This is a genomic window from Kitasatospora sp. NPDC042419, assembly GCF_056437345.1.
In genome coordinates this window covers 80,300-101,210 of the sequence record NZ_JBWKAW010000007.1, presented here as the reverse complement: position 1 = coordinate 101,210, position 20,911 = coordinate 80,300, and the positions used below count along the sequence as shown (strand labels likewise).

Annotated in this window: 20 protein-coding genes and 1 pseudogene; 13 read left to right on the top strand and 8 right to left on the bottom strand. The window is 72.1% G+C overall.

What is annotated here, in order from left to right:
- The first annotated feature begins 2 nt into the window (after positions 1–2).
- The 5 genes from AC067J_RS16480 to AC067J_RS16460 all read left to right on the top strand — a co-directional run bounded on the left by AC067J_RS16480 (position 3) and on the right by AC067J_RS16460 (position 3,895).
- A complete protein-coding gene (locus AC067J_RS16480) occupies positions 3–1,040 on the top strand; it encodes a cation diffusion facilitator family transporter (RefSeq protein ID WP_478299713.1) in 1,038 nt (345 codons plus the stop codon).
- Between the two features lie 114 nt (positions 1,041–1,154).
- Positions 1,155–2,060, top strand: a complete 906-nt coding sequence (locus AC067J_RS16475) for a 5'-3' exonuclease (protein ID WP_478300089.1) — start codon at positions 1,155–1,157, stop codon at positions 2,058–2,060.
- A 147-nt stretch (positions 2,061–2,207) separates the two neighbouring features.
- Positions 2,208–3,002 (top strand): hypothetical protein, encoded by a 795-nt coding sequence (locus AC067J_RS16470; RefSeq protein WP_478299711.1) that lies wholly within the window; start codon positions 2,208–2,210, stop codon positions 3,000–3,002.
- Positions 2,999–3,403, top strand: a complete 405-nt coding sequence (locus AC067J_RS16465; RefSeq protein WP_478299709.1) for a winged helix-turn-helix domain-containing protein — start codon at positions 2,999–3,001, stop codon at positions 3,401–3,403. The genes AC067J_RS16470 and AC067J_RS16465 overlap by 4 nt, the downstream gene beginning before the upstream one ends.
- 174 nt (positions 3,404–3,577) lie before the next feature.
- The gene (locus AC067J_RS16460) at positions 3,578–3,895 is read left to right on the top strand and encodes a hypothetical protein (RefSeq protein ID WP_478299707.1); all 318 of its coding nucleotides are present in this window, start codon (positions 3,578–3,580) and stop codon (positions 3,893–3,895) included.
- Positions 3,896–4,105: 210 nt separating this feature from the next.
- Here AC067J_RS16460 and AC067J_RS16455 read toward each other — a convergent pair whose 3' ends face one another.
- The 3 genes from AC067J_RS16455 to AC067J_RS16445 all read right to left on the bottom strand — a co-directional run bounded on the left by AC067J_RS16455 (position 4,106) and on the right by AC067J_RS16445 (position 5,430).
- Entirely contained in the window at positions 4,106–4,297 is a 192-nt protein-coding gene (locus AC067J_RS16455) for a DUF397 domain-containing protein (RefSeq protein ID WP_478299705.1), read from the bottom strand.
- Positions 4,298–4,382: 85 nt separating this feature from the next.
- Positions 4,383–4,574, bottom strand: coding sequence for a DUF397 domain-containing protein (locus AC067J_RS16450; protein WP_478299703.1), 192 nt, complete (start codon positions 4,572–4,574; stop codon positions 4,383–4,385).
- Entirely contained in the window at positions 4,567–5,430 is an 864-nt protein-coding gene (locus tag AC067J_RS16445) for a helix-turn-helix domain-containing protein (RefSeq protein WP_478299701.1), read from the bottom strand. The genes AC067J_RS16450 and AC067J_RS16445 overlap by 8 nt, the downstream gene beginning before the upstream one ends.
- A 294-nt stretch (positions 5,431–5,724) precedes the next feature.
- On the opposite strand from AC067J_RS16445, the gene AC067J_RS16440 reads away from it, so the two are divergent.
- From AC067J_RS16440 to AC067J_RS16430, 3 genes are read left to right on the top strand one after another with little or no spacing between them, the layout of a single operon-like run.
- Entirely contained in the window at positions 5,725–6,090 is a 366-nt protein-coding gene (locus AC067J_RS16440; protein ID WP_478299699.1) for an ATP-binding protein, read from the top strand.
- Positions 6,087–6,335 carry a hypothetical protein gene (locus AC067J_RS16435; protein WP_478299697.1) on the top strand — a complete coding sequence of 83 codons (249 nt, stop codon included), beginning with the start codon at positions 6,087–6,089 and terminating at the stop codon, positions 6,333–6,335. The genes AC067J_RS16440 and AC067J_RS16435 overlap by 4 nt, the downstream gene beginning before the upstream one ends.
- Entirely contained in the window at positions 6,332–6,607 is a 276-nt protein-coding gene (locus AC067J_RS16430) for a hypothetical protein (protein WP_478299695.1), read from the top strand. The genes AC067J_RS16435 and AC067J_RS16430 overlap by 4 nt, the downstream gene beginning before the upstream one ends.
- 266 nt (positions 6,608–6,873) lie before the next feature.
- Here the strand turns inward: AC067J_RS16430 and AC067J_RS16425 are convergent, their stop codons facing one another.
- Positions 6,874–9,729 (bottom strand): DEAD/DEAH box helicase, encoded by a 2,856-nt coding sequence (locus AC067J_RS16425; RefSeq protein ID WP_478300087.1) that lies wholly within the window; start codon positions 9,727–9,729, stop codon positions 6,874–6,876.
- Positions 9,730–9,991: 262 nt separating this feature from the next.
- On the opposite strand from AC067J_RS16425, the gene AC067J_RS16420 reads away from it, so the two are divergent.
- Both AC067J_RS16420 and AC067J_RS16415 read left to right on the top strand, forming a co-directional pair.
- The gene (locus tag AC067J_RS16420; RefSeq protein ID WP_327675891.1) at positions 9,992–10,366 is read left to right on the top strand and encodes a hypothetical protein; all 375 of its coding nucleotides are present in this window, start codon (positions 9,992–9,994) and stop codon (positions 10,364–10,366) included.
- 37 nt (positions 10,367–10,403) lie between these two features.
- Positions 10,404–10,727: pseudogene (locus AC067J_RS16415) on the top strand (ArsR/SmtB family transcription factor); the annotation flags it as partial.
- Between the two features lie 226 nt (positions 10,728–10,953).
- On the opposite strand, the gene AC067J_RS16410 reads toward AC067J_RS16415, so the two are convergent.
- Entirely contained in the window at positions 10,954–12,123 is a 1,170-nt protein-coding gene (locus AC067J_RS16410; RefSeq protein ID WP_478299693.1) for an aminotransferase class V-fold PLP-dependent enzyme, read from the bottom strand.
- Between the two features lie 93 nt (positions 12,124–12,216).
- Here AC067J_RS16410 and AC067J_RS16405 point away from each other — a divergent pair, with 93 nt between their 5' ends.
- Positions 12,217–14,304 carry a S9 family peptidase gene (locus AC067J_RS16405; protein ID WP_478299691.1) on the top strand — a complete coding sequence of 696 codons (2,088 nt, stop codon included), beginning with the start codon at positions 12,217–12,219 and terminating at the stop codon, positions 14,302–14,304.
- Between the two features lie 24 nt (positions 14,305–14,328).
- Here the strand turns inward: AC067J_RS16405 and AC067J_RS16400 are convergent, their stop codons facing one another.
- Both AC067J_RS16400 and AC067J_RS16395 read right to left on the bottom strand, forming a co-directional pair.
- Positions 14,329–15,489, bottom strand: a complete 1,161-nt coding sequence (locus AC067J_RS16400) for an LLM class flavin-dependent oxidoreductase (RefSeq protein ID WP_478299689.1) — start codon at positions 15,487–15,489, stop codon at positions 14,329–14,331.
- Between the two features lie 85 nt (positions 15,490–15,574).
- A complete protein-coding gene (locus AC067J_RS16395) occupies positions 15,575–16,168 on the bottom strand; it encodes a MarR family winged helix-turn-helix transcriptional regulator (RefSeq protein WP_478299687.1) in 594 nt (197 codons plus the stop codon).
- 117 nt (positions 16,169–16,285) lie between these two features.
- Between AC067J_RS16395 and AC067J_RS16390 the strand changes: the two genes are divergently transcribed.
- On the top strand, positions 16,286–18,661 hold the full coding sequence (locus tag AC067J_RS16390; RefSeq protein WP_478299685.1) for an immune inhibitor A domain-containing protein: 2,376 nt from the start codon (positions 16,286–16,288) through the stop codon (positions 18,659–18,661).
- Positions 18,662–18,752: 91 nt separating this feature from the next.
- Here the strand turns inward: AC067J_RS16390 and AC067J_RS16385 are convergent, their stop codons facing one another.
- Positions 18,753–20,207: an MFS transporter gene (locus AC067J_RS16385; protein ID WP_478299683.1), complete on the bottom strand. Its 1,455-nt coding sequence runs from the start codon at positions 20,205–20,207 to the stop codon at positions 18,753–18,755.
- A gap of 176 nt (positions 20,208–20,383) precedes the next feature.
- On the opposite strand from AC067J_RS16385, the gene soxR reads away from it, so the two are divergent.
- A complete protein-coding gene (soxR, locus tag AC067J_RS16380; RefSeq protein ID WP_478300085.1) occupies positions 20,384–20,866 on the top strand; it encodes a redox-sensitive transcriptional activator SoxR in 483 nt (160 codons plus the stop codon).
- The last annotated feature ends 45 nt before the right edge of the window (positions 20,867–20,911 follow it).

Below are 20,911 nucleotides of genomic sequence, written 5' to 3'. Positions count from 1 at the left end.
CGATGGCCGGGCACGAGCACTCCCATGATGATCATGCTCATGACCACAAGCAGGCGCACGGCGGCCACGGCGGCCACTCGCACGGCGTGGCCGCCGACGCCGACCGCCGCTGGCTGCTCAGCGCACTCGCACTGATCGTGGTGTTCATGGCCGGCGAGGTGGCGGTCGGCTTCGCCGCCGACTCGCTGGCACTGATCTCCGACGCCGCGCACATGCTCACCGACGCCGCCTCGATCGTGCTCGCCCTGATCGCCATGCGGCTCTCCGCCCGCCCGGCCCGCGGCGGCTACACCTACGGACTCAAGCGCGCGGAGATCCTCTCCGCGCAGGCCAACGGCGTCACGCTGCTGGTCCTCTCCGCCTGGCTCGGCTACGAGGCGATCACCCGGCTGTTCGAGCCCCCGGAGGTGGCCGGCACGCTGGTGCTGGTCACCGCGCTGATCGGGATCGTCGTCAACATCGCCGCCACCTGGTGCATGTCCAAGGCCAACCGCAGCTCGCTCAACGTCGAGGGCGCCTTCCAGCACGTACTGACCGACCTGTACGCGTTCATCGCGACCGCCGTCGCCGGTGTGGTCATGGTGACCACCGGCTTCGCCCGGGCCGACTCGATCGCCTCGCTGATCGTGGTGGCGCTGATGCTCAAAGCCGGCATCGGCCTGGTGCGCGACTCCGGGCGGATCTTCCTGGAGGCCGCCCCGGCGGGCATCGACCCGGACGCGGTGGCGGACCGGCTGGTCGCCCAGCCGCTGGTCGAGGAGATCCACGACCTGCACATCTGGGAGATCACCTCCAACCAGCCGGCCCTCTCCGCGCACATCCTGGTCACCCCCGGCGGGGACTGCCACGCCGTCCGCCGCGAGCTGCAGCGCAAGCTCTCCAAGGAGTACGGGATCTCGCACAGCACCCTCCAGGTCGACCACGTCGGCGAGGACGAGGCCGGCGCACTGCTCCAGATCACCACCCCGGGCGACCTCTCCCCCGAGCACTGCGCCGACTCCCACGGCCCCGTCCACCGGGCCGGTCCGCACGAGCACTGAGACCGCCCGGGCCGACGGCCCGCCGGTTCCGGTCCACGCGCCCGGCCCGCGCACCGGAACCGGCGGGCTGTCCGCCCGGTACGGCATGATCGGAGGGTGACCGCACCGCGACTGATGCTGCTCGACTCCGCCAGCCTCTACTTCCGCGCCTACTTCGGCGTCCCGGACACCCTGCGCTCCCCGCAGGGCGAGCCGGTCAACGCCGTCCGGGGCCTGCTGGACTTCATCGCCCGGCTGGTCCACGACCACCGGCCCGACCAGTTGGTCGCCTGCATGGACGCCGACTGGCGCCCGCAGTGGCGGGTGGACCTGATCCCCTCCTACAAGACGCACCGGCTCGCCGAGGCGGCCGAGGACGGCGAGGAGGAGGTGCCCGACACGCTCGCCCCGCAGGTCCCCGTGATCGAGCAGGTGCTGGACGCCCTCGGCATCGCCCGGATCGGCTCCCCCGGCTACGAGGCGGACGACGTGATCGGCACGCTCACCGCCCGCGCCACCGGCCCGGTCCAGATCGTCACCGGCGACCGCGACCTGTTCCAGCTGGTCGACGACGCACGGGAGATCACCGTGCTCTACCCGGTCAAGGGCATGGGCAACCTGCAGGTCACCGACGACGCCCTGCTGGTGGAGAAGTACGGCGTGAACGGCGCGCAGTACGCGGACATGGCCGCCCTGCGCGGGGACGCCAGCGACGGCCTGCCGGGCGTCAAGGGCATCGGCGAGAAGACGGCGGCCCAGCTGATCCACGAGTACGGCGACCTGGCCGGCATCCGCGCCGCCGCGCTCGACGTGGGCTCGCGGCTCACCCCGGCCCGGCGCCGCAACCTGGTCGAGGGCTCGGCCTACCTGGACGTCGCCCCGACCGTGGTCCGGGTCGCCTCCGACGCGCCGCTCCCGGACTTCGACCCCGCCCTCCCGTCCGAGCCGCTCGACCCGATGACCCTGGAGGAGCTCTCCGCCCGCTGGGGCCTCGGCACCTCGCTGGAGCGCGTCCTGGAGACCCTGGCCGCCACCCGCTGAACCCGTCCGAAGGGGCCCGCCGCACCTGCGGCGGGCCCCTTCGGCGTTCCCGGACACCTCATGGCTTTGCCCTGGCGTGAACTCTTGACCGCAATGCACTTTGCGATGCAAAGTGACTCTCACGATCAAGCACACCAGGGGTGGATCATGGAAACACTGCACCGGGGCGACCCGGCCGAACTGCTGGCCGCCACCGAAGGGCTGCGGTCCCGCACCCGCACCCGGCTACGCGGCGCCGGGGTGCCGCTGCTGGGCTTCGGCCTGCTCTCACTGGCGGCCGTACCGTTCGCCCGCGAGGCCTACAACTTCGGCGCAAACGGCCGGAGCATCGAGTCGTATCCCGCCTTCGCCTACGCGCAGCTGACCGACCTCTGCGTGGTCCACGCGCCGGACGCCCCCTGCGACGCCCACGAGTTCGACGGGGCGGTCCTGCGCTTCCTCGGCTGGGGGATCTGGTTCGCGCTGCTCCCGCTGGCCTGGCTGGTGCTGGCCCGCTGGTACAAGCGGCGCGGCGAGGCACGCGGCATCGTCCCGCACCGCAACGCCTGGCTCGGCGCAACGGCCGGTGCCGGCGTCCTGGTCACCGCCGTGCTGCTCGCGCTGCTCTTCTCCGACCGGACGCCGTTCACGCTCTCCCTGCTCGCGAACAGCTACGCCTCGCCCTGGTACGTGGTCGGCATCGGTCTGCTCGTCCTCGGCCTGACCGAGCGCAGCCCGCTCGTGGCCGGCGCCGGCCTCGCCCACACCGCGCTGCTGACCGGCTACCTCTCGGCGGCTTGGGACAGCGGCTGGCTGCCGTGGCTCGACCGCGGCGACGGCGGCTGGACCGACGGCGCGCAGCCCAAGGCACTGCTGCTGGCCGCGATCCTGCTGGCCGGCGGGCTGGCCCAGTGGGCCGCGGCCCGGCGCGAACCGGCACCGTCCCGTACGGTCACCCCATGAGCGTTGCGCAGGTGCCCGGTGGAACGGGCGACGAGGAACAGGACGAGGCCGAGCGGCCGCACCCGACCCTGGAGCTGGACGACACCGTCCACCAGCGGGTCCGGCTCGGGGTCCTGACCGTCGCCCGCGAGGCCGAGAGCGTCGAGTTCGGCTTCCTCAAGCAGGAACTGGGCCTCACCGACGGCAATCTGTCCCGGCACCTGAAGGTCCTGGAGGACTCCGGCCTGATCGTGGTGAACAAGGGCTACGCCGGCCGCCGGCCGCGCACCTGGATCACCCTCACCACGCAGGGCGCGCAGGCCCTGGACCGCGAGCTCCGCGCCCTGCGCGAACTGGTCCGCCGCCTCGAAGCCGCCGGCGCGGCAAAACCCGCCGAGGCACCGGGCCAACTCCCCGCATAGGAAGTCGGATCGGCCGACTTCCTGTGCACCCGGCGCCTTTCAGGCCGATGCTTCGAAAGGACTCGCTGCGCAATGCACTTCAGGGCACTCGGATTCTGGTCCTCGCCGGAGTCCCCCGACCTTCCGAATCCGTCGGCTCTGATCGACCCGGACTGGAGCGAGTCGGAGCGACTGATGGTTTTCGACTACCTGGCGGGCGGACAGCCGACCCGCCAGTTCATGGGCGTTTCACGGTGTCGGATCTGCGGAATCGCCAATGGCAGCGCAGAACTGACCGATGGCGAGTTCATCTGGCCCGAAGGCCTCGGACACTACGTGCTCAAGCATTCCGTGAGACTCCCCCTGGGCTTTCTCGCCCACGCTCTCGCGCGTCTCGCCGATCTGGAGGAGGCGAGCGTGGATCGGCCCTGGTGGCTGGCCAACGCACAGGATGTCCACCACCGAGACGCCCGCCTCGACGAACAGCATCGGCGACAGCGGCCAAGGACCTGAACAGCGTTGGCGAGCCCCCTCCGAAAGCGCGAGAACCTAGGGGCCGCTCGAACGCCACGAGCCGAAGCCATCGTGCACAGGAAGTCGGACCGGTCGACTTCCTGTGCACGCTTCACTTTCACACGGGGGTTCAGAGGATCCTGAGAGTGAGGGGCGGGAGGTCGAAGGACAGGCGGCGCCTCGCTCCGGGAGAGCGAGGCGCCGCAGAAGTCACGCCTGGTGGTCGAGTTCGCCGGCCTTGATCGCTCGCAGGAGATCGGCGAAGGCACCCGGAGTGGTGCGGATGATGACGTCGCCGTCGTCGGACTCCCGGAGTTCGACCAGCCCGGCTCCTCCACGGACCTCGATGCAGTTGGCTTGGTCTCCGCTGAAGCTGGACTTCTGCCAATTCCGATCAGACATCGTTCCCCTCCACAACTCGGCTACTGAGCGGCCCTTGAAGGTTCGTTCGGTGGCCCGGGCTCGATTCGAGCGCGGGCCACAAAGACTACGCGTGGTGGTCGAGTTCGCCGGCCTTGATCGCTCGCAGGAGATCGGCGAAGGCACCCGGAGTGGTGCGGATGATGATGTCGCCGTCGTCGGACTCCCGGAGCTCGACCAACCCACCGCTCGTACGGACCTCCACACACTCGTTACTCGAAGCGCTGAAGCTGGACTTCCGCCACGTGGACTCAGACATTGGTGGGCTTCACTTCCTTCATGACAGCCAGGATGAACTCGCGTGACTCATCTTCGGCGAGGGCCGTGGAGTCGAGGCGCGAGAAGATCGCTCGATGGTTGGCCAGATCGGTTGGCGAATCGAGGAACAACGCGCCCTGGGAGACATCCATCTCGATGGTGTCCAGTTCAGGAATCGGCCCTTCGGCGAAGGTGAGGTTCTCGCCGGCTCCCGGGAAGGTGTCGACGGTGAACGGCACGACGCGCACAGAGATCCCGGGCCGCTCGGTATCGGCCAGGAGTACCCCGAGTTGCTCCACGAGCACCTTGGGTCCGCCGAACTGCATGCGCAGCGCAGCTTCGTGGATGAACGTTCGCAGCGGGGTGACACCGGAGCGAACGATCTCCTGGCGCCTGATTCGAAACGTGGTCCTGGTGTCGATCTCGTGCGAGGAAAGTGGGGGAAACAACCGAGCGAAGACCGCCGACGCGTAGGCGCTCGTCTGGAGCAGGCCCGGCATGTAGGCAGTGGTGCAGAACGTCAGCCGTGTGGCATGGGCCTCAAGCTCGGCGACCTCCAGGAAGTCGGTCGTCAGGACTCCGCGGAACTCCTCCCACCACCCCTTGCCCCGTTCCGTCGCCATGTGCGCCAGGGCGTCGATCAGCGGCTCATTGGCGCAGTTGCACGCCGAAGCGACCAGTCGGAGACGTTCCGGACTGACGCCGATCTTAGCCATCTCCATCTGATTCACCTGGGCAGGACTGATGCCGAGGATTCGAGCGAGCTGGCTACCGCCGAGACCCGCCTGCTCGCGCATCCGTCTCAGCTCGGCTCCGAGCCGTCGTTGACGGAGGGTCGGGTTGGAGCGAAGGGCCATGACGTCCTCTCTACCGGTGCTCGATCAGTGTGCCGCCCTGGCAGCGGGCAGGTCCATCCCGGCTCGGAGTACACGGTAGAGGGAACTTCCTCCCATGGACCTATAAATAAAGGTCCTGTCGGCTATGGCCTGTCTCACAGTGATCCGACGGATCGTCAGTACCGCTCGTTCATCCGGGCGGCAGGCGCCTGCTGCCCTCCTGCCCCGCAGTGCAGCCGGCTTCAGTCCGCCCCGACTTACGACGGCGTGCCCGCCCACCACTCCCCCTCACCCCACCTTCCTCGGAGGTCTCCTATGCGTGCCTTCAACCCGCCCGACTGGTCCGCCGCCCGTGACCAACTGCGTGGTGCCCTCACCTCCTCCGGGTGGCACCCCGACGCCATCCACGACGCCGAACTCGCCCTCCACGAGCTGTACTTCAACGCCTGGCGGCACGCCGGATGCCAAGCTCCGCTGGTCATCGTCGTCGTCCTCCACCGCACCCTGCGCGTTTCGGTGTGTGACGACAGCCCCACCCTCCCCGAACCCCGCCTCTCCGCCGACCCGTACGAGGCGTCCGGGCGAGGGCTCCACCTCGTACGTTCCCTCACCCACCGTTTCGGCGCCGACCCCACCAAGAACGGCAAGGTCGTCTGGTACGAGCTGGACGCCGCCGCGTGAGCCGGGAACCCATCGCCCCCGACGACCCCGTCCTCCGCACCTACACCGACCCCGAGGTCACCGCGCTCCTCCGCGAACTCCACGAAGCGGGCCGCCCGTTCGGCATCCAGTGGGGATCCGCCGCCACCAACGGCACCACCGTCGAGGGCCGCCCCCTCGTCGACTTCGGCAACGCGCCCGTCTCGACCCTCCTGAACCTCCTCGACCTCCTCCGCGACACCGAGAGGCGCGACCGCCCCCGATGAGCAGCTTCCTCGTCGGCACCGCCTTCGCCGTCCTCCTCGCGCTCGCCATCACGACCGTCGTCGTCGGCGTGGTCACCAGCCTGCGGATCGAGGACACCCCTCCTCCCCCTCCCATCACCCGCCACGGCCGCTGGGAACTGCGCCGCCTCCCCGACGGCACCACCGAGTACACCTGGATCGCCCGCCCGGCCGGCCACTTCAGCCCCGAGACCAACCCCACCCCCGACCAGCGGCAACGCCCGGGCCGCCACCGCATACCCCGCAGCCGTTGACCTCCTGCCTCGTCGGACCGACCCGACGAGGCAGGAGGCCGTCTCCGCACGGTGGCGGGATGAGGAAGTCGTGGTCGGTGGCCCTCGCCCGGGTCGCGCGAGGGCCACCGGGAGAAAGGCCCATCAGTCCGGGCGTTCCTGGGTGGCGGCCTGTGGCCGTGGAGTGGGAAGGGCGGCCTGAGCGCAGGAACCCTTCCCCGAACGCACGGTGCCGGGCTTCGAGAGGAGTCTCGAAGGCCGGCACCGCCGTGCATGAGATGCCGGGCTCAGCTCACCGAGGAGTAGGCGATGATGCCGCGGCGCAGGCCGTCGACCGCCTTGCGGGCGGTCTTGCGCAGCTCGGCGTCCTCGCCCGCCGCGTCCTGGATCTGGCCGAGCACGTCGATCAGCTGCTTGGTCCACCGGACGAAGTCGCCGGCCGGCATGTCGGCGTCGCGCAGGACCTGGTCCAGCGAGTGGCCGAGCGCCCAGCGGTAGGCGGCCCAGGCGAAGCCGAGGTCCGGCTCGCGCTGGCCGACGCCCTCCGCGGTGTTGATCCGGTGCTGCTCCTCCAGGGCGTCGAGGTGGCCCCAGATCCGGACCATCTGGCCGAGCGCCTCCTTGGCGCCGCCCTCGGGCACCCGGGGGGCGGTGGCGTCGTCGGACTGGCGGGACTCGTAGACCAGCGCCGAGGCGCAGGCGGCGAGTTCGGCGGCGGCGAGGCCGCTCCAGACGCCCTCGCGGATGCACTCGGAGGCGAGCAGGTCGAGCTCGCCGTACAGCCGGCCGAGCCGCTTGCCGTCGTCGGTGACGGTGTCGCCGCTGAGGTAGCCGAGGTCGGTGAGCAGCCCGCAGACGCGGTCGAAGGTGCGCGCGATGGTGTGGGTGCGGGAGCGCATCTTGCGTTCCAGCAGCTCGGTGTCCCGGTGCAGCCGGTGGTAGCGCTCGGACCAGCGGGCGTGGTCCTCGCGCTCGTCGCAGCCGTGGCAGGGGTGCTGGCGCAGGGCGGCGCGGAGCCGGGTGATCTCGGGGTCGTCGGCGGCGGCCGCGCGGCCCTTGCGGAACCGCTCGGGCTCCAGGTGTCCGGCCTTGGTGCGCAGCGCGGAGGCGAGGTCGCGCCGGGACTGCGGGCTGCGCGGGTTGAAGGACTTGGGGATGCGCAGCCGGTCCATGGCGACGACCGGGTGCGGGAAGTCGATCATGGCGAGCCGCTTGACCTGCCGCTCGGCGGTGAGCACCACCGGGCGCGGCCCGTCCTGGTAGTCGGGGTGGCGGGGGCCGCCCCGGGGCGAGCGGCTGACCGGCGGCAGGCCCGGGTCGAGGACGAGGGCGAGACCGGCGAACTTGCCGGTGGGGACGTGGATGACGTCGCCCGGCTTGAGCTGCTCGATCGACTCGACGGCGGCCGCGCGGCGCTGGCTGCTGCCCTCGCGGGCCAGCTCGTTCTCCCGGTCCTTGAGCTGCCGGCGCAGGGCCATGTACTCGTCGAAGTCGCCGAGGTGGCAGGTCATGGACTCGCGGTAGCCGTCCAGGCCCTCCTCGTTGCGCTGGACCTGGCGGGCGATGCCGACCACCGAGCGGTCGGCCTGGAACTGCGCGAAGGACGTCTCCAGCAGTTCGCGGGAGCGGTGCCGGCCGAACTGGGAGACCAGGTTGACGGCCATGTTGTAGGACGGCCGGAACGAGGACTTCAGCGGGTAGGTGCGGGTGCCGGCCAGGCCGGCGAGCGCCTCCGGGTCGAGGCCGCGCTGCCAGAGCACGACGGCGTGGCCCTCGATGTCGATGCCGCGGCGGCCCGCGCGGCCGGTGAGCTGGGTGTACTCGCCGGGGGTGATGTCGGCGTGGGTCTCGCCGTTCCACTTGACCAGCTTCTCCATGACCACCGAGCGGGCGGGCATGTTGATGCCGAGCGCCAGGGTCTCGGTCGCGAAGACGGCCTTGACGAGGCCCTTCACGAAGAGCTCCTCGACGACCTCCTTGAACCGGGGCAGCATGCCGGCGTGGTGGGCGGCGATGCCGCGCTCCAGCCCGTCCAGCCACTCGAAGTAGCCGAGGACGTGCAGGTCCTCGTCCGGGATGTCGGCGCAGCGCTCCTCGACGATGGCGCGGACCCGGGCGCGGTCGCCGTCCTTGTTGAGCCGCAGGCCGGAGGAGAGGCACTGCTGGACGGCGGCCTCGCAGCCGGCCCGGCTGAAGATGAAGGTGATGGCGGGCAGCAGGCCCTCGGCGTCGAGCCGGTCGATGACGTCGACGCGGCCGGGGGTCCAGACCTTGCCCGGGCGGCCGTTGGGCATGGAGCGGCCGCGGCCGCGGCCGAACCGGTCGCGGGGGTTGCGGTCCAGCTCGGAGCGGGCGAGGCGGACCAGCTCGGGGTTGACGGCCTTGGCCGGGTTGCGCGGGGCGTCCTTGGGGCGGCCGTCGCGGTCCGGGTTGGCGAACAGGTCGTACATCCGGTTGCCGGCCATCACGTGCTGCCAGAGCGGGACGGGCCGGGTCTCGGAGACGATGACCTTGGTGCCGCCGCGCACGGTGTCCAGCCAGTCGCCGAACTCCTCGGCGTTGGAGACGGTGGCGGAGAGGGAGACCAGGGTCACCGACTCGGGGAGGTGGATGATGACCTCCTCCCAGACGGCGCCGCGGAAGCGGTCGGCGAGGTAGTGGACCTCGTCCATGACCACGTAGCCGAGGCCGTCGAGGGTGCTGGAGCCCGCGTAGAGCATGTTGCGGAGCACCTCGGTGGTCATCACCACGACCGGGGCGTCGCCGTTGACGGTGTTGTCGCCGGTGAGCAGGCCGACCTTGGCCGCGCCGTAGCGCTTGACCAGGTCCCCGTACTTCTGGTTGGAGAGCGCCTTGATCGGCGTGGTGTAGAAGCACTTGCGCCCGCCCTGGAGGGCGAGGTGGACGGCGAACTCGCCGACGATGGTCTTGCCGGAGCCGGTGGGCGCGGCGACCAGGACGCCCTCGCCCGCCTCCAGGGTCCGGCAGGCCTCCAGCTGGAAGTCGTCCAGCGGGAAGTCGTAGAGCTGCTGGAAGCCGTACAGGGCGGTGGCCTGCTCCTTGGTCCGGGCGCGGAAGGCCGCGTACGCCTCGGCAGGATTGAGCTCCCGGTCGTCGGAGGGCTCGGGCTCAGGGTTGTTCATCGCCGTCCGGGGGTCGTTGGTGTGATCTCGCATCTCAGCGAGAGGTTACCCGGCAGGACTGACATCGATAGCACCGTTTTTCCCGGCCGTCGGATCAGATCTCTCTCACATCCATAGTTGCAAATGTCTTCAAGTGGTCGGAACGTCGCCGGCTTCGGTCACCTCCGGTCATCCCCGGTGGCAGGCCGTCCAACCTGCCTACATTCGGTGTCGCGGTCGGCACCCACCGTCCGCACCCACCTGACCCACGGGAGGAAAGACGATGGCGAACCTGGAGACGTCGCTCAAGGAGGCCATGGCGATCGACGGCGCGATCGGCGTCGCCCTGGTCGACTACGGCAGCGGCATGGCGCTCGGCACCCTCGGCGACGGCGGTGAGCTCGACCTCAACGTCGCCGCCGCCGGCAACACCGACGTGGTGCGGGCCAAGATGCGGGCGATGGAGCTGCTCAACCTGCACGACAACGAGATCGAGGACATCCTGGTCAGCCTCACCAGCCAGTACCACCTGGTCCGCCCGCTCACCACGCAGAGCGGCCGGGGGCTATTCCTCTTCCTCGCGCTCAACCGCAACCGCGCCAACCTGGCCATGGCCCGCCACCAGCTGAAGCGGATCGAGGTCACGCTGGAGATCTGAGGGACCGGGACGGACGGCACACCAGGGAGGGAGCGCTGTGGCGGTCGCGCTGTACCAGGCCAAGGCCGAGTTCTTCCGGATGCTCGGCCATCCCGTCCGGATCCGGGTGCTGGAGCTGTTGCAGGCCGGACCGACGCCCGTCCGCGACCTGCTCGCCGAGCTGGCGGTCGAACCGTCCAGCCTCTCCCAGCAGCTCGCGGTACTGCGCCGGTCCGGCATCGTCACCGCCACCCGCGAGGGCAGCACGGTGGTGTACGCGCTGGCCGGCGGCGAGGTCGCCGACCTGCTCCGGACGGCCCGGCGGATCCTCACCGGCCTGATCTCGGACCAGAGCGTGCTGCTCGCCGAGCTCCGCGCCGCCGCCGACCCGCCCGACCGGGCCGACGGGGCCGACGGGACCGCCCCGACCGGCCCGACCGGGACGGCCGACGAGAGCGGCCGGCCCACCGAGCACGACCGGGACGACCAGGGCGACCGGGACGGCCCGGCCGACCGAGGCGACCGGCAGGGCCTGCCCGTCGGCCAGGCAGCCGGCCGGCCCGACTAGCCCGACCGCCCCGCCCGCCAGCGCCACCGGGCGGCCCCGCTCAGCCCAGCAGCCCCGCCACCGCCGACGCCAGGAGCTCGTACTCGTGCGCCCGGTTGTACACCTGCGCGCTCACCCGCATCACCCCGCCGCCGGGCCAGGGGCGCGCCACCGTACGGACGGCGTGCCGCCGCCACAGCTCGGCCATCAGCTCCTGCGCCGCCGGGAGCGTCTCGGCCACGCCCGGCGGCAGCCGCAGCGCACGCATCGACAGGCCGGCCGAGACCGGCAGCGGGGTCAGTCCGGCCCGCTCGGCGAGCAGCGCGCCGCCGTACGCGGCGAGCTGCTCGTTGTGCCGGCGGACCCGGTCGGCGCCGAGCCCGTGCAGCAGGTCGAGGCCGGCCGGGGCGGCCAGGTAGGGCGTGTAGTCGCAGGTGCCGCGCCACTCGACGTTGTACGGGAAGCCCCGGTGGTCCTCCCAGGAGAGGATCAGCGGGCGGATCTTGCCGGCCCACTCCGGGCCGACCACCAGGGCGCCGGTGGCGCGCGGGGCGAAGGCCCACTTGTGCAGGTTGCCGAACCAGAAGTCGGCCTCCGCGGGGACCGGGCCGGCCAGCATGCCGGGCTCGTGCGCGGCGTCCACCACGGTGGTCACGCCGCGCCCGCGCAGCTCCGCGAGCAGCTCCGGGGTGGCGATCCGGCGGGCGGTGGGCGAGGTGATGCCGTCGAGCACGGCGAGCACCGTGCGGTCGGTGACCTCGGCCAGGACGGCCTCCCGGACGGCCTCCCCGTCCGGGGTCTCCAGCGGCAGGGCGACGGTGCGCAGCTCGGCGCCGGCCTCCTCGGCGCGCCGCCGGACGGCCTCGGTGACGGTGCCGTAGCCGTGGTCGGTGACCAGGACCCGGTCGCCGGGGGCGAGCGGGACGTTGGCCAGGGTGACGGCGATCGCGTCGGTCACGTTGGGGACGAGGGCGAGCCGGTCGGGCTCGGTGCCCAGGGTGGCGGCGATCCTGGCGCGGGCGTCGGCGACGCGCTCGGGCAGGTCGGCGAAGAAGCCGTCGGGGTCGGCCTCCTGCTCCTCGTGAAGCCGCCGCTGGAGCTGCTGGACCGGGACGGGCACGGAGCCGAAGGAGCCGTGGTTGAGGTGGGCCACCGCCCGGTCCAGTGAGAACAACTCGTCGGTTCCGGGCAGCGGTTCGGGGGGTAGGACGGTCCTCGGGTGCTCGGTCACTGCGTCTCCTCTTGCTTACGCATCGATGTGGTGTGTGACATTTCACATGTCGCCCTACTGGTCCGCGAGCCTCCGCACGGCGACCATCGGGCGGTGACCATCACCGACCCCTACCTTTCCCTCAGCGCCCGGACCGGCCGCTTCGGCTTCGGTGCCCCGCGAGCGATCTCGCTCAACCAGGACGGTACCCGGCTCCTGCTGCTCCGCTCCACCGGTCCCGAGGACCCGGTCGACCGGCTCCACCTCCTCGACCTGACCACCGGTGAGGAGCGCGAGGTCGCCGACCCGGCCGCGCTCGCCCCCGGCCGGACCGGGGACCGGGACGACCTGCCGGCCGTCGAGCGCCGGCTGCGCGAGCGGACCAGGCTCACCGCCGCCGGCATCGGCACCTACGCGGCCACCGCCGACCTGGCCGTCGCCGTCTTCGCCCTGGACGGCCGGCTCTTCCGCACCGACACCGCCACCGGCCGGACCGACGAGCTCCCCACCGCCGGTCCCGCCTTCGACCCCCGCCCCGCGCCGGCCGGCGAGCGCGTCGCGTACGTCGCCGACGACGCCCTCTACGTCACCGCCGCGCCCGGGCAGCCGGCCGAGCCGCTGCGGCTCAGCCCGGCCGACGGCGCCCGCTGGGGCGTCGCCGAGTTCGCCGCCGCCGAGGAGCTGGGTCGCGCCCGCGGCCACTGGTGGCGCCCGGACGGCGGCGCGCTGCTCGCCGCCCGGGTGGACGAGTCCGCCCTGCCGGTGCTGCACTTCGCCGACCCGGCCCGCCCGACGCACGAGCCCGAGCACTTCGCCTACCCGCAGGCCGGCGGCCCCAACGCCGACGTCCGGCTCTGGGTGCTCGGCCTGGACGGCTCCCGCACCCGCCTGGAGTGGGACACCGAGGCCTTCCCCTACGTCTGCGACGCCGAGTGGGACGGCGAGGACGAGCTGCTGCTCACCGTCGCCGACCGGCTCCAGCAGCACGTCCTGCTGCTGAGCGCCGACCCGGCCACCGGCACCACCCGCGAACTCTCCCGCACCACGGACGAGTTCTGGGTCGACGACCTGCCCGGCACTCCCGCCCGGCTGGCCGACGGCCGGCTGCTCACCGTGCACGACACCCCCGAGGCCCGGGGCCTGGCCCTCGACGGCAAGCCGCTGGACACCACCGGCCTGCAGATCCGCCGGGTGGTCGGCCGGCTGCGCGGCCGACTGCTCTGCGAGACCGGCGAGGGCGACCCGTTCGACCAGCACGTCCACCTGGTCGACCCGGACGGCGGGGCACCCGAGCGGCTCTCCGACGGCCCGGGCCTGCACTCCGCGGTGGCCGCCGGCGAGACCGTGCTGCTCACCTCGGCCGGACCGGACGGCGTCCGTCGCCGGACGCTCGGCCCCGGCGGCGGGCTCACCCTGGACGACCGCTCCGCCGCACTGCCGTTCCGGGTCGAGCCGCAGCTCGCCCGCGTCACCGAGCGCCGCCTGCCCACCGCCGTGGTGTACCCGCGCGACCACGTCCCCGGCCGCCGGCTCCCGGTGCTGCTGGACGTCTACGGCGGGCCCGGCTACCAGGCGGTGGCCAACGAGCCGCGCCGCTGGCAGCTCAAGCAGTGGTGGGCCGACCAGGGCTTCGCCGTGGTCACCACCGACAACGGCGGCACCCCGTTCGTCTCCCCCGCCTTCTCCCGGACGATCTTCCGCCGGTTCTCCCAGGTGGCCCTGGACGACCAGGTGGACGCGCTGCACGCGCTCGCCGAGCACCACCCCGACCTCGACCTCGACCGGGTCGGCGTGCGCGGCTGGTCGTACGGCGGCTACTTCGCGGCACTGGCCGTGCTGCGCCGCCCGGACGTCTTCCACGCCGCCTGCGCGGGAGCGCCGCCCACCGACTTCCGCCACTACGACACCGCGTACACCGAGCGCTACCTCGGCCTGCCCCAGGAGAACCCGGACGGCTACGCGGCGGACGCCCTGGTGGACGACGCCCCCGCGCTCAGCCGCCCCCTGCTGCTGATCCACGGTCTGGCGGACGACAACGTGCACCCCTCGCACACCCTGCTGCTCTCCCAGGCGCTCACCCGGGCGGGCCGGTCGCACAACCTGCTCGCCCTCCCGGGCATCACCCACATGACGCCGGGTGGCGTCAACGAGCAGCTCTCGCAGGCCGAACTCGCCTTCCTGCGGGGTTCGCTGGGGCTCTGACGCCGACGCCGCTGCGGCCGGGGCTCAGCTTCGCGCCGGCCCCGCCGCAGCCCGGTCCTCCGCAGCCCGGTCCGCCCCGACCCCGTCCGGTCGGACGGCCGGACCGCCGCCCGGCGAAGCACCATCCGCCGGACCGCCGCCCGCCGGACCACCGCCCGGTGCGGTGTCCAGCGGGCGGCTCGGCAGCTCGCGGCGGAGCACCGGGGCGATCTCGGCGAAGAACAGCTCCAGGGTGCCGAGGTAGTCGGCGTGGTCCAGCACCTCGCCGTCCACGTGCAGGTGCAGCAGCTCGTGGCCGAACCGCGCATGCTGGCCGAGCACCTTCTCGATGATCTGCTGCGGGCTGCCGACCAGCACCGAGCCGCGCTCGACGAAGTCCTCGACCTCGTCGAACCGGAGCGAGCCGCCGTCGAAGGCCCGGTTGACCTTCAACCGGGCCTCGAAGACCGGGCGGTAGCGCTCGACGGCCTCCTGCGAGGTCCGGGCACCGAAGTAGCCGGCCGTCCCCGCACCGACCAGGGCGCGGGCCGGGTCGTGCCCGTACGCCGCCCAGCGCTCCCGGTAGTGCCGCACGATCGCCGCGTACGGGTCGATCGGGCCGGCGCCGTTGGGCGTGAAGACCGGGTCGCCGTGGCGGGCGGCGAAGTCGGCGGAGTCCGGGTTGTGCCCGGCCCCGTGCCAGATCCGGATCTCCGGCTGGTACGGGCGGGGCAGCGGTTCGGCGTCGGTCAGCGAGCGGCCGAGCCGGCCCTCCCAGCTGACCTTCTCCTCGCGCCAGAGGGCGCGGAACAGCCGGTAGTTCTCCTGGAGCAGCTCCCACTGGTTCTCCTTGGTCACCCCGAACAGCTGCGAGGAGCGCGGGTAGGCACCCTTGGCGACGATCAGGTCGAGCCGCCCCTCGGCGAGGTTGTCCAGCGTGGCGTAGTCCTCGTAGGCGCGCAGCGGGTCGAGCATGCCGAGCGTGGTGACGGCGGTGAAGAGCCGGATCCGCTTGGTGACGGCGGCGATGTGGGAGAGCAGGACGGGCGGTGCGCTGGAGACGGCGGGGCGGTCGTGGCGCTCGCCGATGCCGTAGGCGTCGAACCCCAGCTCCTCGGCGAACACGGCGTAGTCGACGAGCTCGCGGAGCTGTTCACGGTCCGGCTTGGACTGGTCGGGGAGGTGGGGCAGGAGCAGGAAGCGCATGGCGGTCCCCCCGGGGTGCCATCGGGTTGATGTGTCAACCCCAGCATGGGCGCGCGGAGTTGACGCGTCAACCCGCTCGGGGGTCTCAGCAGGCCGGCCCCTCGCCCGTCGGCCCGGCCGACGCGCCACCCTCCGACCCGACCGACTCCTCACCCTCCGACCCGACCGGGTCATCGCCCTCCGGCCCGACCGACTCCTCACCCTCCGACCCGACCGGGCCATCACCCTTCAGGCCGGCCAGCAGTGCGGCCGATATCCCGACCAGTTCCGTCTGCTGACGACCGGTCAGCGGATCGGTGAGCCAGCGCCGGATGTGCGCCGCACGGCGCGGCAGGGCGGCGGTGACGGCGGCCCTGCCCTGCTCGGTGAGCACGATAACGGCGCCGCGGCCCCCTCCCGGACAGGGCTCGCGGGAGACCAGCCCGCGCCCGGCCATCCTCCCGAGGTGATGGTGCAGCCGGCTCTTCTCGAACTGGGTGACCCCGCTCAGCCGGTAGGGCCGCAACCGGCCCCCGGGGGCGGCCAGCAAGGCCTGGAGGATCGCGAGGTCGGGCTCGGAGAGGCCGGTCTCCTGCTGCAACTGCTGGGCGAGGCGGCGCCAGAACAGCATCTGGGTCTCGAAGAACCCGCTCCAGACCTCGTCCTCGCGCTCGTCCAGCCACCCCGCCCGCTCACTCATGCGGCCGATGCTACCGATCGGCCGGCGTCACCCTCCGACATCTTCCGTGTGACCCATGACATGTGAAATATTACCTGCGCTCACCAGACCACCCACCGTCCGGAAAGGACCGGTCAGTTGCGCAGACTGTCCGCGGTACTCGCGGCCGCGCTCACCACGAGCGCGATAGCGGCCACGCTCCTCGGCTCCCCAGCCCAGGCCGCTCCCCCCACCCCCTCCTTCACCATCTCCGCCGAGAACGGCGACAGCGCCGAGGCCGGCGGCGCCGAGGCCCCGTCCGGCCCGCTCGCACCGCAGGAGCGCGAGCGCCAGTCGCTCCGCACCAAGGCCCTGGAGCAGGTCAACAAGGGCGTCGTGGCGAAGACCTCGGACCGGCGGGCACCCGCCAAGGTCCGGATCGGCAACGACTACGTCCAGCTCGCGCAGCAGCGCAAGGACAAGGTCTTCGTCATCCTCGCCCAGTTCGGCGACGAGGTCGACAACACCACCCAGCACAACGGCCAGCCGCGCTACGGCGGCACCCCCGGCCCGAAGCACAACACCATCCCGAAGCCCGGCAAGAGCGACAACCACACGCTCTGGACCGAGGACTTCAGCCGCAACTACTACCAGAAGATGTTCTTCGACGACTCGCCCGGCGCGGTCTCGATGCGCAACTACTACCGCACCCAGTCGTCCGGCCGGTACGACATCGAGGGCACCGTCAGCAACTGGGTCACCCTCCCGTACAACGAGGCCCGGTACGGCAGCAACAAGGGCCCGCAGGGCTCCGGCGCCTGGACCCAGGGCCAGGAGTTCATCCGGGACGCGGTCAAGGCCTGGTACGACAGCCAGATCGCCACGGGCCGGTCGGCCGCCGACGTCAAGGCCGAGCTGGCCCAGTACGACGTCTACGACCGCTACGACCACGACAAGAACGGCGAGTTCAGCCAGCCCGACGGCTACCTCGACAACGTGATCGTCGTGCACGCCGGCGTCGACGAGACCTGGGGCGGCGGCGCCCAGGGCGCCGACGCGCTGTGGGCGCACCGCAGCTGGACCTTCCCGGACCCGACCGGCCAGGTCGGCCCGGCGGGCAACAAGATCGGCGGCGCCCCGGTCGGCGACAGCGGCCTGTTCGTCTACGACTACGTCCAGGCCGGCGAGAACAGCGGCGTCGGCCTCTTCGCCCACGAGTTCGGCCACAACCTCGGCCTGCCCGACCTGTACAGCACGAACGGCGGCGACAACAGCGTCAACTTCTGGTCGCTGATGTCCTCCGGCTCGTACCTGGGCAAGGGCAGGAACACCACCGGCGGCTACCCCGGTGACCTCGACGCCTGGAGCAAGCTGCAGTTCGGCTGGCTCAACTACGACGAGGCGCAGGCCGCCACCCGCTCCAGCCACGCGCTCGGCGTCAGCGGCTACAACACCGACCAGGCCCAGGCCGTCCTGGTCCACCTGCCGGACGGCACCACCAGCACCGACCTCGCCGACCCGCGCGAGGGCGCCAAGCAGTGGTGGAGCGACACCGGCGACAACCTGGACAACGCGCTGGCCCGCGAGGTCGACCTGCGTTCGGTGAGCGGCCCGGCCGCCCTCGACGCGGCGGTCTGGTACGACATCGAGCAGGACTACGACTTCCTCTCGGTCGAGGCCTCCACCGACGGCGGCAAGACCTGGAAGTCGCTCGGCGGCACCGTGGACGGCGCCCCGATCGGCAACACCACCGCCAACACCCCCGGGCTGAGCGGCACTTCGGGCGCGTTCCGGCAGCTGCACATCCCGCTCGACGGCTACGCCGGGCAGAACGTCCGCCTGCGCTTCCACGTCACCTCGGACGGCAACACGCACGGCAAGGGCGTGCTGGTCGACGCGGTGAAGATCACCGCCGGCGGCACCGAGCTGTTCGCCGACGGCGCCGAGAACGGCCTCAACGGCTGGACCGCCACCGGCTTCAACGTCGTCACCGGCCGCACCGCGGTCAAGCAGCACCCGCGTGCCTACCTCGTCGAGAACCGCCGGTACACCGGCTACGGCGCCTTCCTCAAGACCGGCCCGTACAACTTCGGCTACACCGGCGTCGAGGGCAAGAAGGACATCGTCGACAACTACCCGTACCAGGAGGGCGTGCTCATCTGGCTCTGGGACACCGGGTACGGCGACAACAACACCAAGGACCACCTGGGCGGCGGCCTGATCCTGCCGATCGACGCCCACCCGGCGCCGATCCGCTTCGCCGACGGCACGCTGGTCAACGGCCGCGCGCAGACCTACGACGCGACCTTCTCGCTCCAGCCGACCAGCGCGTTCACCCTGCACAAGGCCGGTGTCCAGGTCCGGATCGGCTCCAAGCCGGCCGTCCCGGCCTTCAACGACCGGACCGGCGTCTACAGCGACCCGGCCACCCCGCAGCTCGGGGTGAAGGTCCCGGACACCAACACCAAGATCGAGGTGGTCCGCGAGTCCCAGGGCGGAAAGATCACCACCGTCCGGGTGGGCCCGGCGTCCTGACCCCGGCGCTCTGACGCCGGCTCCCGCGAAAGACAGGTAGGCCGCCCCGGCTCTCCCCCACACGGAGAACCGGGGCGGCTCCGCGCGTGTACTACCGCGCCTTCCGGAGGCTGAGTGCGGCGGTGACCACACCGAACACGGTGAGCCCGCCGAGACCGAAGACCATGTACCGGGCCGCGTCCAGCCGCGAGTCGCCGCCGATGCTCACCAGGGTGCCGGCCAGCGCCGAACTCACCGAGTAGGCGATCAGCTGGGTGGTGTTGAGGCCCGCGGCGGCCTTGGAGCCCTCCACCTCGTCGTCGGTGCTGCGCATCGCCGAGACGCTCAGGTGCGGGAAGGCGATGCCGATGCCCGTGCCGCCGACGATCAGCACCGCGGCCCAGAGCAGGATCCGGCCGGTCGACGCCGAGCCCGTCTGGAGCAGCCCGTAGGCCAGCAGCCCGGCGGTGAGCACCGCGGGACCGATCCGGATCGCCAGCTCACGGGCCCGGGTCGAGTCCATGTTCACGCTGAACAGCTGGGCGGACGTCCAGCCGGCCGACACGGTCGCCCCGAGGAACCCGGCCGCCAGCGGGCTCAGCCCGCCCAGCTCCTGGCCGAACAGCGGGATGAAGGTCTCGGTCATCACGCCCGCGCAGTACACCGCGACGGTCAGGTAGATCCACTTCAGGTGGTTGCCGCGCCGGTAGGTGAGCTTCGGCAGGACGGTCGCCGAACCGCCGCGCTCGACCAGCACGAAGGCGGCGAGCAGCACCAGGCCCGCGCCGATGCAGAGGGCCGTCGCCCAGCCGCGCGGCACGGTCGAACTGATGCTGAACGCGGCCGCCGAGAGGGTCAGCAGCACCAGCGAGGGCAGCGGCAGCGGCTCGGTGTGCTGCCCCGTGCCGGTCGGCCCCGGCAGCGAGCGGCGGGCCAGCACCGCCAGGACCAGCGCGGCGACCAGCAGCAGCAGGTACGCCCCGCGCCAGGCCCCCAGCTCGGCGAAGAGCCCCCCGAGCGACGGGCCGACCAGCGTGCCGACCCCCCACATCGCCGAGACCAGCCCGGCCGCGCGGGTCCAGAGCCGCTCGGGCAGCGCGGTGCGGATCACCGCGTAGCCCAGACCGGCCACCAGCCCGCCGCCGAACCCCTGGACCACCCGCCCGATGATCAGCGTCTCCATCGAGGGGCTGGCCGCGGTCAGCGCCGCACCGGCACCGAAGACCAGGAACCCGGTCAGGTAGGCGCGGGAGGCGCCCAGCCGCGCCAGCAGCCGGCTGACCAGCATCGCGGCGATCACGGCGGCCATCAGGAAGCCGGTGGCGACCCAGGCGTAGTACTTGGCGCCGCCGATGTCCTCGACGATCGAGGGCAGCAGGGCGGCGGTGAAGTAGAGGTTCATCGCGTACAGGGCGACGCCGCCGGCGAGGATCGACGCCGAGGAGGCGAACCGACGCGAGAACAGTTCGCCCCAGCCGCCGGAGGACTCCGGCGGTCCCGCCTCCGGAGAGTAACTTCCCTGCTCGGAGGGGGCGGAGGCGGTCTGCGCTTGCGGGGATTCGGTCACGCTTCGGTACGCTAGTAGTTCAAGAGAACTTGAAGTCAAGGGTTCGACACGCGCAGCAGCACCGAGAGGTCGCCGTGACCCCCACACCCGCCACGCCCCCCGCGTCCCCCACGACCGGCACGCCCCCCGCGACGGGGACCGCGCCCGCGGCCGGCCCGACCCGGCGGCCCGGCGACCTGCTGAGCGTGGGCGAGGTGGCCCGCCGGAGCGGCGTGGCGCCCTCGGCCGTGCGGTTCTACGAGGAACAGGGGCTGATCGTCTCCGAGCGGTCCGCCGGCAACCAGCGGCGCTACCACCGGCACGTCCTGCGCCGGCTCTCGCTGGTCCTGGTCGCCAAGCGGCTCGGCATCCCGCTGGCCGAGGTCGCCGAGGTGTTCGAGGGCCTGCCCGCCGACCGGATGCCGGACAAACGCGACTGGGAGCGGATCTCCCGCCGCTGGGCGGCCCTGCTCGCGGCCCGGCGGCGGGAGATCGAGCGGCTGGAGCAGGAACTGACCGGCTGCATCGGCTGCGGCTGCCTCTCGCTGCGCCGCTGCCGGGTGCTCAACCCGCAGGATTCGCTCGGCACCGACGGTCCCGGCCCGCGCCGTCTGCTGGACGACGAGTTCGACCCCGACGAGCCCGATGACCCCGACGAGCCGGCCGAGCCGGAGGCGTAGCCCCCGACGCGCAGAACCCGCCGAGCAGGACCCGCCGGGCAACGC

Bases quoted from the DNA above. Each gene is read 5' to 3' on its own strand.
- AC067J_RS16455 (WP_478299705.1), bottom strand. From the start codon at position 4,297: ATGTCTGATCGGAATTGGCAGAAGTCCAGCTTCAGCGGAGACCAAGCC.
- AC067J_RS16395 (WP_478299687.1), bottom strand. From the start codon at position 16,168: ATGAGTGAGCGGGCGGGGTGGCTGGACGAGCGCGAGGACGAGGTCTGG.
- AC067J_RS16465 (WP_478299709.1), top strand. From the start codon at position 2,999: ATGAGCGTTGCGCAGGTGCCCGGTGGAACGGGCGACGAGGAACAGGAC.
- AC067J_RS16440 (WP_478299699.1), top strand. From the start codon at position 5,725: ATGCGTGCCTTCAACCCGCCCGACTGGTCCGCCGCCCGTGACCAACTG.
- AC067J_RS16450 (WP_478299703.1), bottom strand. From the start codon at position 4,574: ATGTCTGAGTCCACGTGGCGGAAGTCCAGCTTCAGCGCTTCGAGTAAC.
- AC067J_RS16425 (WP_478300087.1), bottom strand. From the start codon at position 9,729: ATGAACAACCCTGAGCCCGAGCCCTCCGACGACCGGGAGCTCAATCCT.
- AC067J_RS16470 (WP_478299711.1), top strand. From the start codon at position 2,208: ATGGAAACACTGCACCGGGGCGACCCGGCCGAACTGCTGGCCGCCACC.
- AC067J_RS16445 (WP_478299701.1), bottom strand. From the start codon at position 5,430: ATGGCCCTTCGCTCCAACCCGACCCTCCGTCAACGACGGCTCGGAGCC.
- AC067J_RS16400 (WP_478299689.1), bottom strand. From the start codon at position 15,489: ATGCGCTTCCTGCTCCTGCCCCACCTCCCCGACCAGTCCAAGCCGGAC.
- AC067J_RS16460 (WP_478299707.1), top strand. From the start codon at position 3,578: ATGGTTTTCGACTACCTGGCGGGCGGACAGCCGACCCGCCAGTTCATG.
- AC067J_RS16430 (WP_478299695.1), top strand. From the start codon at position 6,332: ATGAGCAGCTTCCTCGTCGGCACCGCCTTCGCCGTCCTCCTCGCGCTC.
- AC067J_RS16475 (WP_478300089.1), top strand. From the start codon at position 1,155: ATGCTGCTCGACTCCGCCAGCCTCTACTTCCGCGCCTACTTCGGCGTC.
- AC067J_RS16480 (WP_478299713.1), top strand. From the start codon at position 3: ATGGCCGGGCACGAGCACTCCCATGATGATCATGCTCATGACCACAAG.
- AC067J_RS16420 (WP_327675891.1), top strand. From the start codon at position 9,992: ATGGCGAACCTGGAGACGTCGCTCAAGGAGGCCATGGCGATCGACGGC.